The sequence below is a fragment of the Aquitalea magnusonii genome (assembly GCF_002217795.2).
GTDB classification, from domain to species: domain Bacteria; phylum Pseudomonadota; class Gammaproteobacteria; order Burkholderiales; family Chromobacteriaceae; genus Aquitalea; species Aquitalea magnusonii_B.
On record NZ_AP018823.1, the window covers coordinates 2,924,092 to 2,941,236 of the forward strand.

Below are 17,145 nucleotides of genomic sequence, written 5' to 3' on the forward strand. Positions count from 1 at the left end.
ACAGTGAAAGGTCAGGAAGGACTTATCCCAGATCAATAAATGTCATGCTGGGTGTTGAATACATTGAACTTGCCGGTGGGAGTGATCAGGCGCGGGTCCTTGATCACGGCTTTGAGCTTGCGGGTTTTGTCGTCCACCACCACGATGGCAGACTGCTTGTCCTTGCCGCTCCATACCGAGAACCACACCTCGCTGCCGTCCTTGTTGTACTCCGGCTGCAGCACGCGCTTGGCACCATCGCCCAGGCCAGACCATTCGCCGATCGGCAGGGTGACAAAGCCCTTGTCCAGGTGATTGATGTCAAACACGGCAGCGCTCTGGCTGACGGCTGCATCCGGGTTCAGCGCGGTATCCACCCACAGATTGTGCGATTTGGGGTGGGTCTTGATGAACAGCGAACCACCGCCCTGCCCCTTGAGCACGCGCACCACCTTCCAGGCCTGGGCCTTGTGCTTGTCCGGGTCGGTGCCGATCAGGCTGATGCTGTCGTCGCCCAAGTGGCCTGTGGCCCATACCGGGCCGTATTGCGGGTCGACAAAGTTGGCACCACGGCCCGGATGCGGGGTCTTGCCCACATCCACCAGCGCGGCCAGCTTGTCCAGCTTGGTATCCACCACCGCCACCTTGTTGGAGGCATTGGCAGCCACCATGAAGTAACGGCCGGTGGTGTCGAAACCGCCGTCATGCAGGAACTTGGCGGCGTCGATGGTGGTGGTTTTCAGATTGGCCAGGTCGGAATAATTCACCATCATGATCTTGCCGGTTTCCTTGGCATTGATGACGAATTCCGGCTTGTAGTGGCTGGCCACAATCGAGGCCACACGCGGCTCGGGGTGGTATTCGTTATCCACCGTCATGCCACGGGTACCGACAATCTTCAGCGGCTTGAGGCTGTTGCCATCCATGATCACGTACTGTGGCGGCCAGTAGGCACCGGCTACCGCCAGCTTGTCTTCAAAGCCCTTGAACTTGGAGGTTTCCACCGAACGGGCTTCCAGGCCGATGCGGATTTCCGCCACCGTGTCCGGCTTGGCCATCCACAGGTCAATCAGGTTGATCTTGCCGTCGCGGCCAATCACGTACAGGTAGCGGCCAGACTGCGACAGGCGCGAAATATGCACGGCGTAGCCGGTTTTCAGCACGCTGACAATCTGCTTGCTATTGCCGTCTATCAGCGCAATCTGGCCGGCATCGCGCAGGGTGACGGAGAACAGATTGGCCACATCCAGATTGTTTTCTTTATGCGTTGGCCGCTTTTCCGGCGGAATCAGCACCTTCCAGGTACCCAGCATGTCCTTCATGCCGAATTCCGGCGGGGTGGGCGGTTCCTGTTGCACATAGCGTGCCATCAGGTCCACCTGGGCATCACTCAGCTCGCCGGAAGTCCCCCAGTTGGGCATGCCGGCTGGCGAGCCGTACTTGATGAAAGTCTTGAGGTATTCGGTGCCCCGCCCCAGCGTGATGTCCGGTGTCAGCGGCTTGCCGGTGGCGCCCTTGCGCAACACGCCGTGACAGCCGGCGCAACGCTCGAAGTAAATCTGCTTGGCGTGGCTGAACTCCGCCTCGGTCATCGGCGGGGCCTTGGGGTTGATGTTCTGATGCATGGGCTCGGAAACCAGCGGCGAGGCGGCTCCCTGGTATTTGGCTTCCGGGGCGGAAGTCGAGGTGGCGGCAGTATCCGCCCAGGCCTGCAACACGGAAAAAGGCAGGGCCGCCAGCAACACACTTCTTGGCAGCCAGGACAAGCGCGGGGTCTTCATGGTTAGGGCTCCAGCGTGACAGTAATGCTTGGTTGCCGGCATCTTCATCCCGCGGGCATATCCCCCTCCTTGATTCGAATCAACGGTTTAACCATGGGATTAAAGGGGTCGAAAACAAGCAGCAAGTCGTGCTGTCAGATGCCTACGGCTGCTGCCTGGCTGGCAGCCGGAACACCCGAAAACAGGGTTCAGCCCTTCTCCGGCAGCGTCAGCGATTTTTGTTCCGGCTCCACCTCCAGCCCCCAGTCGCCGTATTCATACCAGTCCTCGCCCAGTACTTCCGCCGGGTGCTGGGTACGGCCGGAGCCATTGCCGCATTGCAGGGAGTCGGCCGGGCAGTATTTGTCGCAGCCCCAGCAGATGCGCTCCGGGTGCGCCGGGTGCAGGGGAAATTTCCGGGCCATCAGGTGTTCCTTTCCAGTGTCTGAATCTGCCGAGCAGCAGCCTGCCATTGTCCGGGCATGGGCTGGCTGGCGACTTGCCGCATATCAAAAAAAACCCGGCACAAGGCCGGGTGAAGAAGGTGATTACACCTTGGAGTCGGGTTAAGCCGGACCGCCTGCGGTAAGGCAGCTCAGGCAGTCAGCTGGGCATACAGCCGGGTGAGCACGCTGGGCAGCATCTGTGCCTGTTGCACCACCACATAGCCACGGTGGCCAAACAGATGGGGCAGATAATCCCCTGCTTCACGGTCCACTGTCAGGCAGAAGGGCAGCAGGCCGTCGCGGCGGGCTTCCAGAATGGCCTGGCGGGTGTCCTCTATGCCGTGGCGGCCTTCGTAGTGGTCCAGGTCGTTGGGCTTGCCATCGGAGATGATCAGCAGCAGGCGCCGTGCGGCCGGCTGTTGCAGCAGGATGCGGCTGCTCTGGCGGATGGCCGCGCCCATGCGGGTGTAATAGCCGGGGCGGATGGCCAGAATGCGGCCGCGGGTGCTGTCGTCATAGCGTTCGGCAAAGTCTTTCAGTACCTGAAAGCGTACTTCCTGACGACGGATGGAGGAAAAGCCGTACAGGCCAAAACTGTCGCCAGCAGCGGACAAGGCCTCGGCAAACAACAGCAGGCTGTCGCGGATGACGTCGATCACCCGGCCAGCCTCGTCCCCTACCCAGCTTTCGGTGGAGAGCGACAGGTCGGCCAGGGTCAGGCAGGCCAGGCTGCGCTCGCCCGGTGGCCAGGCCTGGTACAGGCCGGGTTCGGACTGGGCCACGCCGCTGTGGCGTTCGGCCATGAAGCGGATGACGCGGTCGATGTCGATATCCGGCCCGCACTCCTGGCCGCTCTTGCGTGTGCGTTCCGGTGCCAGCGCCTGAAACTGGCGGCGCAGGCGGCGGGCCAGCGGCAGCAGACGCGCAGGCAAGGCGGCGGGGACGGCATCACGCGGCAGCATGGGTTGCAGGCGGCAGTGGTCGTCCACCAGCCTTTGCTGCTTCCAGTTCCACTCCGGCAGCAGCAGGCCGGGGCCCAGCGGGGTGTCGTCCCAGGCGGCGGCGGGCAGGTCGAGGTCGAACTTCAGCTTGCCGCCCTTGGTGTGGGCATCCTGCGCCAGCGACAGGCGGTTCATGTCTTCGGCCGCGGCGGCGGCGTTGTCGTCGTCATCCTCGTCGGTATGGCGGTTGACCTTGACGTACTCGTCCCAGGTAAACAGGCTTTCGGCGCGGAAAATCATCAGCATGCCGTTCTTGCGCTCGTCCTGTACCACGCGCTGGGCGCGATAACGGCGGCGCTGGCGCTGTTGCGGCTTGCTGCGCGGGCCGCTTTGCTGCGGGTCCTGCGCGGTGGATGGCGCGGTATGCTCCAGCGTGGGCGGGGCCGGGTGCAGCCACAGGGGCAAGGGATAAGGCGCTCGGGCTGGCGGCAGCGTGTCCAGCGCTTGCTGCGGCTGCAGCAAGGCCTGACGGATGGCCCGCTCCCAGGCCGCTTCGGCCGGTGGCAGGCGGGCCGGGTCTGGCCGCTGTGGCAGGTGGGCAGCCACCAGCCGCTGATAGCTGGCAGCCAGGCCGGGCATGGCGGACAGGCATGCGGCAGCGGCCTGTCGGTTGGCATTCAGCCAGTCGCCGGCAGGCCGGGTGCTGGCGGCCAGTGCCATCAGCCAGAAATACAATTCGCGGTTGAGCGCTGCATCGGCAAACAGCTCGATTTTTTCCGGCAGATAAAAGGCCTGCTGGTCGGACCAGGCCAGTTCCACCCGCTCGCCGGTGCCGGCAATACGCTCCAGCCAGCGGCGGCGTGCGCCATGTTCGGTCCCCACGGTGGAACGCAGCGCCAGTGCCGGGTCGCCGCCCATGGCGCGGAAGAACACCGGCGCAATGGGCGCCACCTGCTCCAGCCGCACCGCAGCAGCGCGATGGCCGCGATAGGCCGCACGCTGTACCAGCTTGTCCCACCAGCCGCCGACGATATCTTCCATGACAGACCCCGCTCAGGCAGGAAACTGGGTGTGGATGATGGCCAGCAAGGCGGCCACGGTGTCCGGCTCGTCGCTCAGCGGTTCGGCCAGCGCGGTGCGGCAGGCCAGCGCCGGGCGCATGCCGGATGCCATCAGCTTGGCGGCATACACCAGCAAGCGGGTGCTGACTGATTCGTCCAGGTCGTAACCGGACAGGCGGCGCAACTGGCCGGCCAGTGTCACCAGCTGCTGCGCCTGTGCCGCGGCAAGGCCGGATTCCTGCATCACCACCTGCTGTTCCACTTCAGCAGACGGAAAATCGAAGCTCATGGCGACAAAACGCTGGCGCGTGCTGGGCTTGAGGGTTTTCAGCACATGCTGGTAACCGGGGTTGTAGGACACCACCAGCATGAAGCCGGGCGGGGCCAGCAGTACTTCGCCGGTGCGTTCGATGGGCAGGATGCGGCGGTCGTCGGTGAGCGGGTGCAGCACCACGGTGGTGTCCTTGCGTGCTTCCACCACTTCATCCAGATAACAGATGCCGCCCTGACGCACCGCACGGGTGAGCGGGCCGTCGCACCATACCGTCTGGCCATCGCCAATCAGGTGGCGGCCCACCAAGTCGGCGGCGGACAGGTCGTCATGACAGGACACGGTAATCAGCGGCAGGCCCAGCCGGGCTGCCATGTGGGCAACAAAGCGGGTTTTGCCACAGCCGGTGGGGCCTTTGATCAACACCGGCAACTGCTGCTGCCAGGCGGCTTCAAACAACTGGCATTCATCGCCCTGCGCTTGATAGAAGGGGGCGGACAATTCGGGACGCAGCGGTGCGTTCATGGCTTTTCCTTAGCGAAAACTCAACAGCAGCACACCGGTCACCAGCAGCAGCCAGCCGTGTACGCTGGCGCGCAGCCAGCGCGGCGCATGGCGCAAGCCCATGTAATGTTCAATGACGGCCCAGCCCTTGAGCCAGGCAAAACCCAGCACCAGCGGTGCCAGCCAGTGTTGTGGCAGCCGGCCGGTTTCGGCCAGCACGGCGGCCAGCAGGGTCAGGCCACTGAGCCCGGCCCACAGCAGCCATTGGGTAAGGGGGGCAGGTGTGTTCATGTGCTTGACGATACCGGCCCTCCCCCGCCATGGCCTTGATTCCAGATAAGCCCCGCCAACAAACTGCAGGCCCTGGACCCGATCCCCCCCCGCTCCAGCCTTGCGCCGCCTGGCCGTACGCCATCTACTGTCCGCGGCGCTTAACGCGCCACGTAAATCAGCGCGAACAGCACTATCCACACCAGGTCCACCATATGCCAGTAGGCAGCGGCGGTTTCCACGCCATCAATGGCCGCACCGGCATAACGCCCGTCACGCGCCTGCCACCACACGGCGGCCACAATCACCATGCCCAGCACCACATGCAGAAAGTGGAATACGGTGAGCGACAGGTAGAACATCCAGAAATCGCCGCTGGACAGGGTGATGCCAGCGGCAAACTTGCCGCCCAGCTCGATGGCCTTGAGCACCAGAAAACCGCCACCGGCCAGCATGGTGGACATCAGCCAGCGTCGCCCGCTGCGCTGACGGTTCAGCGCAAAGGCGCGCACTGCGGCCACGATGGCTGCACTGCCGGTCAGCAACAGCAGGGTATTGAGCGTGGGCAGCAACAGGTCAAGCTGCTGCTGGCCGTGGGAAAACAGTGCCGGCGCGCGCCAGCGCTGATAGCCGTACACCAGGAAAAACACGCCGAACACCGCCAGCTCGGCCAGGATGAAACACCACATGGCCAGGTCGCCCGGCACATGACGGTCGTGCGGTATGTCTTCCAGCAACAGGCTGTCGGCAGGCATGATTTATCTCCAATGAAAAAACGGCCCGTTACGGGCCGCTTGTTGCTCGGTTCACTCAGGCTTCGCGCTTGCCGGTGACAAAAAAGCTGATCAGATACAGCATCAGGCCGCTGAAGAAGCCCAGGCCGCACACCAGACGCGCCCAGTACAGCGGCATGATGTGGTCCTGCGTTTCCATGAAGGACAGCGGTGTACTGGACATGCGTTGCAGCCACACCTGGGTGGCCCCGGCGGCAGTCAGGAACAAGGTGATGCCGACGATGGACAGCGTCATCACCCAGAACGCCAGTTTTTCCACCTTCTGCGCTTGCGGGCTATTGGCTTCACGGCCACGCAGCAGCGGCATGGTGTAGGAAATCATGGTCAGCACCACCATGGCGTAAGCACCGTAGAAAGCCATGTGACCGTGCGAAGCCGTCAGCTGCGTGCCGTGGGTGTAGTAGTTGACCACCGACAGCGTGCCCAGAAAGCCCCAGACGCCCGCGCCCAGAAAGGACATCACCCCGGTGCCCAGCGCCCACAGCGTGGCAGCCTGGTTGGGATGTTCGCGGCGGCGGCGCTTCACCATATTGAAGGCAAACATGGTCATCATGAAAAAGGGCACCGGCTCCAGCGCGGAGAAAATGGAACCCCATACCTGCCAGTAAGCCGGTGTGCCGATCCAGAAATAATGGTGACCGGTGCCGATGATGCCGGTGATCAGCGTCATGGCAATGATCAGGTACAGCCATTTTTCGATGATTTCACGGTCCACCCCGGTCACCTTCACCAATACGAAGGCCAGCATGGCACCCATGATCAGCTCCCACACGCCTTCCACCCACAGGTGTACCACCCACCACCAGAAGTACTTGTCCAGCACCAGGTTGTTGGGGTTGACGAAGGAGAACAGGAAGAAGATGGCCAGGCCCCACAGCCCCAGCAGCATCACGATGCTGATGCTGGTCTTGCGGCCGGACAACAGCGTCATCGACAGGTTGAACAAAAAGGACAGCGCCACCAGCACGATGCCCACCTTGGTAATCAATGGCTGCTCCAGATAACCGCGCCCCATGGTGGGCAGCAAGTCGTTACCGGTGAGGTGGGCCAGCACGTTATAGGGCAGGCCCAGGTAGCCGACAATGGTCAGCGCACCGGCCACCAGAAACACCCAGAAGGTGATGATGGCCAGTTTCGGGCTGTACAGCTCGCGCTCGCATTCTTCCGGAATCAGGAAATAACCCGCCCCCATGAAGCCGAACAGCAGCCAGACAATCAACAGGTTGGTGTGCACCATGCGGGCGGTGCTGAAACTGATGGCCGGGAACAGAAAGTCTCCCTTCACATACTGCAGGCCGATGATCAGGCCAAACAGGATCTGGCCGATGAACAGGCCGATGGCTGCCATGAAATAGGGCTTGGCCACCGCCTGTGAGCGGTACTTGATCTGGGCTGGCGCGCGGGCTTGTTCAGCCGCCAGCGCAGCCGCGCTTGCATTGCTCATGTTTATCTCCGTAAGCGATTGGTCTGGTGCGATCAGCCCTGGATATTGGGCGGCCAGTTATTGGTATTGATCTCGGAGGTGTATTTCAGGAAAGCCACCACGTCGTCCAGCTCGCCATCATTCAGGTGGAACTGCGGCATCTGGCGGCGACCCGGCACATTGGTGGGCATCGCCTTCATCCAGCCCTTGATGAAGTCGGGGCCACGGCGTACATACACATTGCCCAGCTCCGGCGCAAAGTAAGCCCCCTCGCCCAGCAGGGTGTGACAGCCGCCGCAGTTGCGCGTCTCCCAGATCTTCTTGCCGCGTACGGCTGCATCGGTGAGCTTGGCCTTGGCGTTGTGGCTGGGCAGAGCCATGGTGGTGTCCAGCGTCAGCCCCAGGAACAGCAGAAAAAAGAACACCGACCCACCGTAAAAGATGTTGCGGGCCGTCGATTTGGTGAAGCTCGCGCTCATCACGTCCTCCTCAAAGTGCTTGCACCGGCAAGTCCGGTACCTGGGGCGAAATGTACGGATTCGGGCATCCAGATAGCATTGATTCGAATCAACGATTCCCGGCCACCCTCCTCCCTACACTGGCGGCATCACCATTCGGCAAACCTTTGCCCGGGAGTCCGCATGCACCGCCCAGCCCTGCCCGCTCTGCCCCGTCCCGATACGGCCAGCAATCCCCCATCCGCCGCCAGCAGCAGCGGCCTTGCCCCCGGCAGCGTTTGCCTGGTGGGGGCCGGCCCCGGCGACCCGGACTTGCTCACCCTGCGCGCAGTCCAACGGCTGGGCGAAGCCGACGTGGTGCTGTACGACCACCTGCTGGACCCACAGATACTGCGACTGGCCCCACCGCAGGCCAGCCGCATCTGTGTGGGCAAGCGTGCCAGCCGCCACACCCTGCCGCAGGCCGACATCAACCGGCTGCTGATCGACTTTGCCCGCAGCGGACAGCGGGTAGTACGGCTCAAGGGGGGCGATCCGCTGTTATTTGGCCGTGGTGGCGAAGAAATGCTGGCGCTGGCTGAAGCCGGCATTCCCTGTGAGGTGGTACCGGGCATCAGCGCCGCGCTGGGTGCCGCCGCCGCGCTGGGACTGCCGCTGACCGATCGCCATCACGCCCAGGGCTGCACGCTGGTAACCGGCCATCGCCGCCAGGGTGAAGGCTCGCTGGACTGGACGGCGCACAGCCAGCCGGAGCAAACGCTGGTGGTGTATATGGGACTGGGCGAAGCGGCGCATATTGCCAGCCAGTTGCTGGCGCACGGGCGCGATCCGGCCACGCCGGTGGCCATCGTGGAAAAAGCCTGCAGCAGCGCGCAGCGCTGTGTATGCGGCCAATTGGACCAGCTGCCGCAGCTGATTGCAGATGCGACCATCAGCACTCCGGCCCTGCTGGTGATCGGCAAAGTGGTGTCCCTGCACCGGCAGTTGCTGGCCCTGCGCCAGCAGGCAAGGATTTCTTGATCCCGGTCATTCAGGCCATCACGCCAGCCGGCAATACTGCAGCCATGTCAGTGACACCCCGAGACCACGCACCATGAACGCCATTTCACAGCTTACCCAGCAACATCGCCTGTGCGATGCCGACTTCGCCCTGACCGAAGAAGCCGTCCGTCAGGCGGACTGGCCCAAGGCCCGAGCCGTGTTTCAAGCCTTCCAGCGCGCCATGCTGCAGCATTTTTCCCTGGAAGAAGACAGCCTGTTTCCGGCCTTTGAAGCCGCCACCGGCAGCAATATGGGACCGACTGCCGTGATGCGCAACGAACACAGCCAGATGCGCGCGCTGATGCAGGACATGGACCAGTTGCTGTCCGCCGAACACGCCGCCGACTATCTGAGCTGTGCCGATACCCTGCTGATCCTGATGCAGCAGCACAATATGAAAGAAGAAAACATTCTCTACCCCATGTGCAGCCAGCTCATCACCGGCTTCGATGCCATGGTCAGCGCCGGGAGCGCAGCATGAGCCCGCGCGACCTGCGCCATCTGCCGGCACCACAGCCGATGGAAATCATCCTGGACGAAGCCGATCTGCTGGAATCCGGCCAGCAAACGGCCTACATCCTGCCGCATCACCCCAGCCCGCTGCTGCCGCTGTTGCAACAGCAGGGGCTGGACTTCCGTTTCGAACTGTCCGGTGATGGCGGCGTCATCCTTATTCTGAGCCGGCCATGAGCCAGGCCTGGCTGTCTTATGAAGCTGCTCCGCCGCCATGGCTGCCGGGCGGCTTTTTTGCTGCCAGCCTCATCTGGCTGCTGATCGCCGGGCTCACCCTGCTGCTGGGCGACACTGTCGCAGCCAACCGCTTCGATCCGCTCATCGTCACCCAGACTCACCTGCTGGCGCTCGGGGTATTGGGCAACACCATGTTAGGAGCGCTATTGCAACTGCTGGCGGTGGCCGCCGGCGTGGGCACGCCTCGCCCACGGGCATTGTGGTGGCGCATCTTCCCCACCTGGCAAGCTGGCGTTGCCTGCCTGTGCTGGGGCTTCAGCCACGGTTTTGCCCCGCACTGGCTGGCCGGCGGCGCACTGCTGCTGTGTGGGGCCGGGCTGGCACTGCTATGGCATGCCGGCCACGGCCTGTGGCACAGCCCGGCGCGCGATGCCACCAGCCAGGGGCTGCGGCTGACGCTGGGCGGTCTGGCCATGGCGCTCACTCTGGGCCTGCTGCTGGCGCTGACCTTGACTGGCCAGCTCAACCTGCCCTTCATGCCATTGCTGCACAGCCATGTGCTGTGGGCCGGCCTGGGCTGGTTGCTGGCCCTGCTGCTGGCGGTCAGCCAAACCGTCATGCCGATGTTTCTGCTTACCCCGGCGTTTCCGCCTGTCAGCCGCTGGCTGCTGCCCGGCCAACTGGTCTTGCTGGCAGGACTCGGCCTGCTGCTGATATTGCAGACGGCAGCTACATGGCTGTTGCCGCTGGCCGCTCTGCCTGCTGTCGGCTTTGCCATGCTCACCTTGCGCCAGTTACGCGCCAGCCGACGCCGGCAGGACCCCTTGTGGCGCAGTTGGCTGCTGGCCATGCTATGCCTGTTGCTAAGCCCGCTGTGTGCCAGCGCCGCGCTGTACTGGCCGGACAATACCAGCCTGCCACTACTCTGCGGCGTGCTGTGGCTGGGCGGCCTGGGCCTGGCCTGCGTGCTGGGCATGCTGGGCAAGATCGCACCTTTTCTGGCCTGGCTGCACTTGCAAAGCCTGCAAGCACCGCGTGGCGTGCTGCCACGTACCCACGGTTTTCTCTCCGAACAGGCGGTAGCCCGACTAGGCGGGCTGCATGCCGGGTGGCTGCTGCTGGCCTTGGCCTGGTGCGGCTGGCCGGCCATCTGGCAAATCCCGCTGGGCCTCGCTACCTTGCTGCTGGCCGCTACCGCCAGTTGGCATGGCTGGCAACTGTGGCGGCTTTACCGCCGGGTCAAGGCTGTGTGTTTGGCACACCATGAGGGCAAAACCGCAGCGCACTGCACCTGACAGACTCCCGGCCCGGCACGCCAATACCGGGCGGCATTCTCCCCACTCCCCACTCCCCACTCCCCACTCCCCACTCCAGCATGCTCAGCCATGCACACATTTTGCTGTGGATTTATATCGTATTACGATATATATTTGAACGGCAGCCTCTTGCTGCCAAGGAGAACGCCATGAACCTGCAACATCCGCTACAGATGATTTATTCGTCACGCCATGGCTGGGACCAGCTAGGCCAGCGCCATCCCTCGGTTGCCCACAGTTTCGTGAAAATCGTAGTGCCGGCCTCGCTGTTTGCCGCAGGCATGGTGCAATACACCGCGGTTTATCACGCTGACAGCTATGCCCCCGGCCTGGCAATGCAAAACTGGCAGCAGGCCAGCCTGATCCTGCTGCTGACCAGTTGGCTGGCCGTGGCGCTGATGGGCTGGGTCATCCGCCAGTCGGTGCATGCCGCCAGTCGGCCAGCCTTTGCCGATTGCTACCGGCTGGCCGCGCTGGTACCGCTGCCGATCTGGCTGTCGGCACTGTCTTTGTTGCTGCCTTATCCGCTATTAAACATGAGCTGCGCCGTACTGGGCCTGGCCGCTTCTGCCGGCCTGCTGTATCACGGGCTGGATGCCTGGTTCGAACACGATGATTCAGTCCATACCCTGTCGTTGGCCTATACCATCTTCGCCATCGGGGCGCTGGTATGGCTGTTCGTGGTGGCCCTGCTGCTACTGCCCTTGCTGTAAACCGGAGTACACAACGTGAATATCAAGCTGCAAGCCCTGCAACGTTATACGCCCGGCAATACGCCGGCCTTCCTCATCGGCAGCGAAGCGGCTGCCGGTGTTCCTGCCGCCACCACACGCAGTCTGCGCTGGCTGCCGGCCCTGTCGCCCGCTCCCGGTCTGGCTGACTGGTTGCAACTGCGCGAAGAGCGCTGGCAGCAATTTTGTGAGATTTACTGGGCGGTACTGCACAACAATCCGGCGCGCTGGGACTGGCTAGCACGCCTGGCAGAGGGCCAGGGCATCGTGCTGGTCCATGCCGAAGGCGATGTCCGCCTGAGCGCGGCACGCGCTCTACAGCAGTTTTTGCTGCAACAGCACGCGACACCCGCGCACTATGCTTCGCCGGTATGCTATGCGGCTCAGTTCGGCAACGGCGGGCTGATGTGATAAGGTGGATCACTTCTTTGTCAGCCCGCCCTGTCCCTGGTCCACCATGACTGTTCCCGTACTGAGCAAGCAGGATTTCGAACGCCTAGCCGATTTTCGCTATCGGCTGCGCCAGTTTCTGCGTTTCAGCGAAGAGCTGGCGCAAGAGCATGGCATCACCCCGCTGCAATACCTGCTGTTATTGCAGGTGCAGGGTTATCCGGGCCGCGACTGGGCCACGGTGGCGGAACTGGCCGAACGGCTGCAGTCGCACCATCACAGCGTGGTGGGACTGATCAAGCGCTGCGAGGAGCAGGAACTGGTCAAGAAAACCCCCGGTCGCCAGGATGGCCGCCAGGTGGAAGTCAGCCTGCTGCCCAAGGGGCAGGAGCTGGTGGCCAAGCTGGCCGCGCTGCACCGCGAGGAATTGCTGCTGCTGAAGAATCTGGGTGGAGCCCAGTCTCTGGACCTGCTGCAGAACATCCACCGCAGCCTGCAGGACTGAAACCGCAGCCTCCCGAACGGCCACTGGCAGGCAATAAATATCGTATTGCGATATAATAATCTACCTCCACCCCACCCATCACATCATGACTGCATCTGTTGCTACACGCCGCCATGGCTGGCTGCGCGGATTCCTGCCGGCCCAACTGCTGGCCGGACGGCGCGAACGCCTGTACGGCTGCCTTGGTGCCGGCATCGGCCTGTTACTCACCGAACTTATCAGCCGTGCCGCCCTGGGTGGTGCCATGCCATGGTTTATCGCCCCGATGGGCGCTTCCGCCGTGCTGTTGTTTGCCGTGCCATCCAGCCCGCTGGCCCAGCCCTGGTCTATCCTGGCTGGTAATGTGGTTTCCGCCGTCATCGGCGTAGCCTGCGCCCGCACCATTGCCGACCCCGGCCTTGCTGCCAGCATGGCCGGGGCGCTGGCCATTGCCGCCATGTTCCAGTTGCGCTGCCTGCACCCGCCGGGCGGAGCCGTGGCCATTACCGCGGTACTGGGTGGCCCGGCCATCCAGGCCATAGGCTTCCAGTTTGTGCTGTGGCCGGTTTTGGCCAACTCCCTGCTGCTCTTGGGCGTGGCCTTGCTGTTCAACAATGCCTTGCAGCGGCGCTACCCGCACTTGCCGGCTGACAGCAGCAATCCCCACCACACCCGTGACCCGCTGCCCAGCGAGCGCCGCGCCTTCAACCAGCAAGACTTGCACCAGGCACTGGCCAGCTTTGGCGAAGTGCTGGACGTGAGCGAAGACGACCTGGCTGCCATTTTCAGCGCGGCAGAACAACAGGCACAAAAGCGCCGCTTCGGTGCCATCCGCTGTAGCGACATCATGTCGCGCGATGTGGTGTCCATCCGGCCTGATGCCAGCTTGCAGCAAGCCTGGGACAAGCTGGCGCATCACAAGGTAAAAGCCCTGCCAGTGACCGATGCCGCCGGACAGTTGCAAGGCATGGTGTCACTGCATGACTTCTTCCTGCCCCATCAGCAGGCCATGGGCCTGCCGCATGCAGCCAAACTGGATGGCCAGGTGGCCGACATCATGAGCCGACCGGCACACAGCCTGCAGGCCACCCAGCCCATCAGCGAACTGGCGCTGGCCTTTTCCGATGGCGGCATGCACCATATGCCGGTCATCGATGCCGCCGGCCAACTGTGCGGCATGATCACCCAGTCCGACCTGATTGCCGTGCTGTTCAAGCAATGACAGCCGCCAACAAAAACCCCGCTGCGTTGCACTTTCTTGCCTGCCCCTTGCATTGTCGGCATCCGCGCGCCCTGCCCCAGAGGCGCTGCCTTGCCCTTAGCTGCGACACGCCAGTCCACCTTGCCTGCGGATACGGCAGGCAAGGCCGATTGTCTTGACGCGAATCATTCCCATCCAGCTGGATGACTGGCGATACTGGGCCATCACCACCCGATTGAGCCCGCCATGAACACCCAAGCACTGCCGCCCCCCCTGCTGCGCGCGCCGCACCGCATCGCCTTTCTGTTTGGCATGCTGCTGGCGCTGTTGCTGTTTGCCGCCTGGTTTGCCGAACTGGCTTCGCGCCTGGGCAGCCACCCCATCCTGCCGGCGGTTCCCGCCGTGATGGCCCATGGTTTCCTGATGCTGTACGGCATCTTCCCGCTATTCATGACCGGCTTCATTTTTACCGCCGGGCCGCGCTGGCTGGGCGTGCCTGCGCCATCCCGCCGCGCCTATCTGAGCGTCCCGGCCTTGCTGGCCGGCGGATTGCTGCTGTGGCTGGCCGGCCTCGGCCTTGGCCGTGACTGGCTGCTGGCCGGACAACTGCTGTACAGCGCCGGTTTTGCCGGGCTGACACTCACGTTTGGCCAATTGATCCGGCGTAGCCAGCAGGCAAACCGCCTGCACGCATGGATGGTGCTGTGCGGCTTTGTATTGGGCTTTGCCGGTTTGCTGGCTGGCCTGTACTGGCTGTGCAGCGGCAATGCCAGCGGCTGGCTGCTGATGCGCGACCTGGCGCTGTGGGGCTTTCTGCTGCCGGTGTTTCTCACTGTCTGCCACCGCATGCTGCCGTTCTTCACCGTCAGCGCCATGCCGGAAATTCCAGCCTGGAAGCCGGACTGGCTGCTATGGGCGCTGCTGGCCGGTAGCTGGCTGCATGGCCTGCTGTCGATTGCAGGGTGGACGACCTTGCTGGCTGATTTGCCGTTTTGCCTGCTGCTGACCTATACCTGCCAGCGCTGGCAGGGCTGGCGCACCGGCAAGGTAAAACTGCTGTGCATGCTGCATCTGTCTTTTGCCTGGCTGCCGCTGGCTTTCTTGCTGTACAGCCTGGCCGGGCTGCTGCCGGTGTCGCTGGGTCTGGCCCCGCTGCATGCCGTCACCACCGGCTTTTTCATCAGCATGGTGATTGCCTTTGTCTCGCGGGTATCGCTGGGCCATGCCGGTCAGCCACTGCAAGCGCCGGCCTGGCTGTGGCGACTGTATCTGGCCGTACATGGCATGGCCTTGCTGCGCGTGGCCACCGACTGCCTGCCGGCTGGCTGGGCCGCCAGCCTGTATGCACTGAGCGCCTGCGCCTGCCTGCTGCTGTTGCTGGGCTGGAGTCTGCGTTTTGTGCGGCTCTACCTGCAGGCACGCAGCGACGGCCAGCCGGGCTGATGCATCTGGCTTCACCCGCTGGCGCAAGGCGGCTAGAATGCCGCCTGATATGCAACTGAAGCGGTTAATGAACAGATGGACCAGCAACTGAAAATCGAAGACTTGCACATCGGCAATGGCAAGGAAGTGGTGCGCGGCGCGCTGATCACCACCCACTACACCGGCTGGCTGGAAGATGGCAGCAAGTTTGAGTCTTCCCACGACAAGGGCAGGCCCTTCCAGTGCGTGATCGGCACCGGCCGGGTGATCAAGGGCTGGGATATCGGCCTGATGGGCATGAAGGTGGGCGGCAAGCGCAAGCTGTGGGTACCGGCCGCGCTGGCCTATGGCGAAAGGCAGATTGGCACGCGCATTCCGCCGCATTCCAATCTGCTGTTCGAAATCGAAGTGCTGGAAGTGCTGACCCGCGACGACTGAAAGACTTCAGTCGGCCGCGCGCGCCAACTGCGCTGCCAATTGCCCGGCGACAGCATCCAGCACACTGGCCCAGTCACCGGGCAGCGGCTGACGGAACAACTGCATGCTGGCGTACCACGGGCTATCGCTACGGCCCAGCCCCCAGCGGAAATCCGGATTGAACGGCAGCAGCAGCCAGCACGGTTTGCCCAAAGCACCGGCCAGGTGCGCCACCGAGGTATCCACACTAATCACCAGATCCAGCTGGCTGATCAGCCCGGCGGTATCCTGCATGGTTTGCAGCTGCGCCGCATGATCGATGATGCCGGCGGCAGCCAGCTCTGCCGCGTCTTCGCGGTATTCGCGCTGCAGGCTGTGCCACTCGACAGCCTGTTGCAGCAGATCGGGCTGCAGCAGACCGGACAGCGCAGCCAGCGTCAGGCTGCGCTTGCGGTCATTCAGATGCTTTGCCGAACCGGACCATGCCAGCCCGACACGCAAGCGTTTCTTCTCTCCCAGCAAGCCCGCCCAATGCTGCTGGCAAGCTTCATCCACCGCGAGATAGCCCTGCGCCGCAGGAATATTGTCCAGCGTGGTGGCCATGCGCAAGGGCAGCGACATCACCGAGCAGTGCAGGTCAAACGCCGGCAGCGCTTCACGCCGGGTAAACACCTGCCCGGACGGCAACAACTGGCTGGCCAGCGGCGAGAGCGCAGGATTAAGCAAGATCAGCACTCGGGCAGCTTGTGCCTGCAACTGCGGCAGATAGCGCAGCATCTGGATGGCATCGCCCAGGCCTTGTTCCTGATGCAAGAGCAGCGTCTTGCCAGAGAGGTCCTCGCCTTGCCATTCCGGCTGGGGAAAACGCTGCACACCAGCACGCTGGCACAGTTGCTTGTCCAGTTTGCGTGCTTCGTAGTCCTGCCAGCCGCGGGTGTAATCGCCTTGCAGTAGTGACAGCCAGCCACGGTTATGCCGTGCCAGAGCATCGTCCGGCTGCAGGGCGAGCACACGCTCCAGCAGCAGCTGCGCTTCTGCATAGTCACCGCTATCGGCCTTGAGCGCCGCCATATTCACCAGCGCATCGCTATTGCGCGGGTCCAGTTGGATGGCCGTGGCAAAGTCGGCGCAGGCGCGCTCGGGCTGCTCCAGCAACACCAGTACATTACCCCGGTTGCTGTAGGCTTCAGCCATGGTTGGCCGCAGGGCAATGGCGCGGTCCAGATCCTGCAAGGCCGGTTTCAGTTGCTGCTGGTTTTTCAACAGGATGCCGCGGTTGACATAGGCTTCGGCCAGGTCCGGTGCCAGCGCGATGGCGCTATTGAAATGGGCAAGCGCCCCCTTGGACTGCGCCAGTTGCACCAGTGCCAGGCCCAGCAGGAAATGCACTTCCGGGCTGTCGGGGAAGGCTTTCAACACACGGCTCAAACCATCCCTGGCAGCGGCAGGCTGGCCTTGCTGCAGTTGCTGCATGGCCTGGTTGATCTTGTTGAGTGCAAGTTGCTGGTTCATGACGACTGGCAATCCGGATGATTGGTGAAGCAAA

General features: G+C 63.2%; 19 protein-coding genes. 10 read left to right on the plus strand and 9 right to left on the minus strand.

The genetic code is table 11. The features are described from left to right. Positions 1 to 32: 32 nt before the first annotated feature. The 8 genes from DLM_RS13960 to DLM_RS13995 all read right to left on the minus strand — a co-directional run bounded on the left by DLM_RS13960 (position 33) and on the right by DLM_RS13995 (position 7,928). Positions 33 to 1,760: a nitrite reductase gene (locus DLM_RS13960; RefSeq protein WP_089084575.1), complete on the minus strand. Its 1,728-nt coding sequence runs from the start codon at positions 1,758 to 1,760 to the stop codon at positions 33 to 35. Positions 1,761 to 1,948: 188 nt separating this feature from the next. After that, positions 1,949 to 2,164 (minus strand): DUF3079 domain-containing protein, encoded by a 216-nt coding sequence (locus DLM_RS13965; protein ID WP_045846238.1) that lies wholly within the window; start codon positions 2,162 to 2,164, stop codon positions 1,949 to 1,951. Positions 2,165 to 2,334: 170 nt separating this feature from the next. Beyond that, the gene (locus tag DLM_RS13970; RefSeq protein WP_089084576.1) at positions 2,335 to 4,167 is read right to left on the minus strand and encodes a nitric oxide reductase activation protein NorD; all 1,833 of its coding nucleotides are present in this window, start codon (positions 4,165 to 4,167) and stop codon (positions 2,335 to 2,337) included. 12 nt (positions 4,168 to 4,179) lie between these two features. After that, on the minus strand, positions 4,180 to 4,983 hold the full coding sequence (locus tag DLM_RS13975; protein ID WP_089084577.1) for a CbbQ/NirQ/NorQ/GpvN family protein: 804 nt from the start codon (positions 4,981 to 4,983) through the stop codon (positions 4,180 to 4,182). Positions 4,984 to 4,992: 9 nt separating this feature from the next. Further along, complete coding sequence (locus DLM_RS13980; RefSeq protein WP_089084578.1) at positions 4,993 to 5,253, minus strand: cytochrome C oxidase subunit IV family protein; 261 nt, start codon at positions 5,251 to 5,253, stop codon at positions 4,993 to 4,995. A gap of 140 nt (positions 5,254 to 5,393) precedes the next feature. After that, complete coding sequence (locus DLM_RS13985; protein WP_089084579.1) at positions 5,394 to 5,987, minus strand: cytochrome c oxidase subunit 3; 594 nt, start codon at positions 5,985 to 5,987, stop codon at positions 5,394 to 5,396. Positions 5,988 to 6,042: 55 nt separating this feature from the next. Then, positions 6,043 to 7,470 (minus strand): cbb3-type cytochrome c oxidase subunit I, encoded by a 1,428-nt coding sequence (locus DLM_RS13990; RefSeq protein WP_089084580.1) that lies wholly within the window; start codon positions 7,468 to 7,470, stop codon positions 6,043 to 6,045. 32 nt (positions 7,471 to 7,502) lie between these two features. Next, on the minus strand, positions 7,503 to 7,928 hold the full coding sequence (locus DLM_RS13995) for a c-type cytochrome (RefSeq protein ID WP_089084581.1): 426 nt from the start codon (positions 7,926 to 7,928) through the stop codon (positions 7,503 to 7,505). A 162-nt stretch (positions 7,929 to 8,090) separates the two neighbouring features. Here DLM_RS13995 and cobA point away from each other — a divergent pair, with 162 nt between their 5' ends. The 10 genes from cobA to DLM_RS14045 all read left to right on the plus strand — a co-directional run bounded on the left by cobA (position 8,091) and on the right by DLM_RS14045 (position 15,620). Further along, positions 8,091 to 8,927 (plus strand): uroporphyrinogen-III C-methyltransferase, encoded by an 837-nt coding sequence (gene cobA, locus DLM_RS14000; RefSeq protein WP_089084582.1) that lies wholly within the window; start codon positions 8,091 to 8,093, stop codon positions 8,925 to 8,927. 73 nt (positions 8,928 to 9,000) lie between these two features. Beyond that, positions 9,001 to 9,429: a hemerythrin domain-containing protein gene (locus tag DLM_RS14005; protein WP_089084583.1), complete on the plus strand. Its 429-nt coding sequence runs from the start codon at positions 9,001 to 9,003 to the stop codon at positions 9,427 to 9,429. Further along, positions 9,426 to 9,638, plus strand: coding sequence for a DUF2249 domain-containing protein (locus tag DLM_RS14010; protein WP_089084584.1), 213 nt, complete (start codon positions 9,426 to 9,428; stop codon positions 9,636 to 9,638). The genes DLM_RS14005 and DLM_RS14010 overlap by 4 nt, the downstream gene beginning before the upstream one ends. Continuing rightward, positions 9,635 to 10,933 (plus strand): hypothetical protein, encoded by a 1,299-nt coding sequence (locus DLM_RS14015; protein ID WP_089084585.1) that lies wholly within the window; start codon positions 9,635 to 9,637, stop codon positions 10,931 to 10,933. The genes DLM_RS14010 and DLM_RS14015 overlap by 4 nt, the downstream gene beginning before the upstream one ends. A gap of 170 nt (positions 10,934 to 11,103) precedes the next feature. Beyond that, entirely contained in the window at positions 11,104 to 11,667 is a 564-nt protein-coding gene (locus tag DLM_RS14020) for a YIP1 family protein (RefSeq protein WP_089084586.1), read from the plus strand. 15 nt (positions 11,668 to 11,682) lie between these two features. Beyond that, positions 11,683 to 12,096 (plus strand): DUF488 domain-containing protein, encoded by a 414-nt coding sequence (locus DLM_RS14025; RefSeq protein WP_089084587.1) that lies wholly within the window; start codon positions 11,683 to 11,685, stop codon positions 12,094 to 12,096. Positions 12,097 to 12,142: 46 nt separating this feature from the next. Then, on the plus strand, positions 12,143 to 12,580 hold the full coding sequence (locus tag DLM_RS14030) for a MarR family winged helix-turn-helix transcriptional regulator (protein ID WP_089084626.1): 438 nt from the start codon (positions 12,143 to 12,145) through the stop codon (positions 12,578 to 12,580). An 85-nt stretch (positions 12,581 to 12,665) separates the two neighbouring features. Beyond that, the gene (locus DLM_RS14035; RefSeq protein ID WP_089084588.1) at positions 12,666 to 13,781 is read left to right on the plus strand and encodes an HPP family protein; all 1,116 of its coding nucleotides are present in this window, start codon (positions 12,666 to 12,668) and stop codon (positions 13,779 to 13,781) included. A 225-nt stretch (positions 13,782 to 14,006) separates the two neighbouring features. Beyond that, complete coding sequence (locus DLM_RS14040; protein WP_089084589.1) at positions 14,007 to 15,203, plus strand: NnrS family protein; 1,197 nt, start codon at positions 14,007 to 14,009, stop codon at positions 15,201 to 15,203. A 75-nt stretch (positions 15,204 to 15,278) separates the two neighbouring features. After that, positions 15,279 to 15,620 carry an FKBP-type peptidyl-prolyl cis-trans isomerase gene (locus tag DLM_RS14045; RefSeq protein WP_089084590.1) on the plus strand — a complete coding sequence of 114 codons (342 nt, stop codon included), beginning with the start codon at positions 15,279 to 15,281 and terminating at the stop codon, positions 15,618 to 15,620. A 6-nt stretch (positions 15,621 to 15,626) separates the two neighbouring features. Here DLM_RS14045 and DLM_RS14050 read toward each other — a convergent pair whose 3' ends face one another. Next, entirely contained in the window at positions 15,627 to 17,111 is a 1,485-nt protein-coding gene (locus DLM_RS14050; RefSeq protein WP_089084591.1) for a tetratricopeptide repeat protein, read from the minus strand. Positions 17,112 to 17,145: the final 34 nt, after the last annotated feature.

Coding starts and splice junctions, on each gene's coding strand:
- DLM_RS13980 (WP_089084578.1), bottom strand. CDS start 5,253: ATGAACACACCTGCCCCCCTTACCCAATGGCTGCTGTGGGCCGGGCTC.
- DLM_RS14005 (WP_089084583.1), top strand. CDS start 9,001: ATGAACGCCATTTCACAGCTTACCCAGCAACATCGCCTGTGCGATGCC.
- DLM_RS13990 (WP_089084580.1), bottom strand. CDS start 7,470: ATGAGCAATGCAAGCGCGGCTGCGCTGGCGGCTGAACAAGCCCGCGCG.
- DLM_RS13975 (WP_089084577.1), bottom strand. CDS start 4,983: ATGAACGCACCGCTGCGTCCCGAATTGTCCGCCCCCTTCTATCAAGCG.
- DLM_RS14035 (WP_089084588.1), top strand. CDS start 12,666: ATGACTGCATCTGTTGCTACACGCCGCCATGGCTGGCTGCGCGGATTC.
- DLM_RS14020 (WP_089084586.1), top strand. CDS start 11,104: ATGAACCTGCAACATCCGCTACAGATGATTTATTCGTCACGCCATGGC.
- DLM_RS13960 (WP_089084575.1), bottom strand. CDS start 1,760: ATGAAGACCCCGCGCTTGTCCTGGCTGCCAAGAAGTGTGTTGCTGGCG.
- DLM_RS13995 (WP_089084581.1), bottom strand. CDS start 7,928: ATGAGCGCGAGCTTCACCAAATCGACGGCCCGCAACATCTTTTACGGT.
- DLM_RS14030 (WP_089084626.1), top strand. CDS start 12,143: ATGACTGTTCCCGTACTGAGCAAGCAGGATTTCGAACGCCTAGCCGAT.
- DLM_RS14015 (WP_089084585.1), top strand. CDS start 9,635: ATGAGCCAGGCCTGGCTGTCTTATGAAGCTGCTCCGCCGCCATGGCTG.
- cobA (WP_089084582.1), top strand. CDS start 8,091: ATGCACCGCCCAGCCCTGCCCGCTCTGCCCCGTCCCGATACGGCCAGC.
- DLM_RS14045 (WP_089084590.1), top strand. CDS start 15,279: ATGGACCAGCAACTGAAAATCGAAGACTTGCACATCGGCAATGGCAAG.
- DLM_RS13965 (WP_045846238.1), bottom strand. CDS start 2,164: ATGGCCCGGAAATTTCCCCTGCACCCGGCGCACCCGGAGCGCATCTGC.
- DLM_RS13970 (WP_089084576.1), bottom strand. CDS start 4,167: ATGGAAGATATCGTCGGCGGCTGGTGGGACAAGCTGGTACAGCGTGCG.
- DLM_RS14040 (WP_089084589.1), top strand. CDS start 14,007: ATGAACACCCAAGCACTGCCGCCCCCCCTGCTGCGCGCGCCGCACCGC.
- DLM_RS13985 (WP_089084579.1), bottom strand. CDS start 5,987: ATGCCTGCCGACAGCCTGTTGCTGGAAGACATACCGCACGACCGTCAT.
- DLM_RS14050 (WP_089084591.1), bottom strand. CDS start 17,111: ATGAACCAGCAACTTGCACTCAACAAGATCAACCAGGCCATGCAGCAA.
- DLM_RS14010 (WP_089084584.1), top strand. CDS start 9,426: ATGAGCCCGCGCGACCTGCGCCATCTGCCGGCACCACAGCCGATGGAA.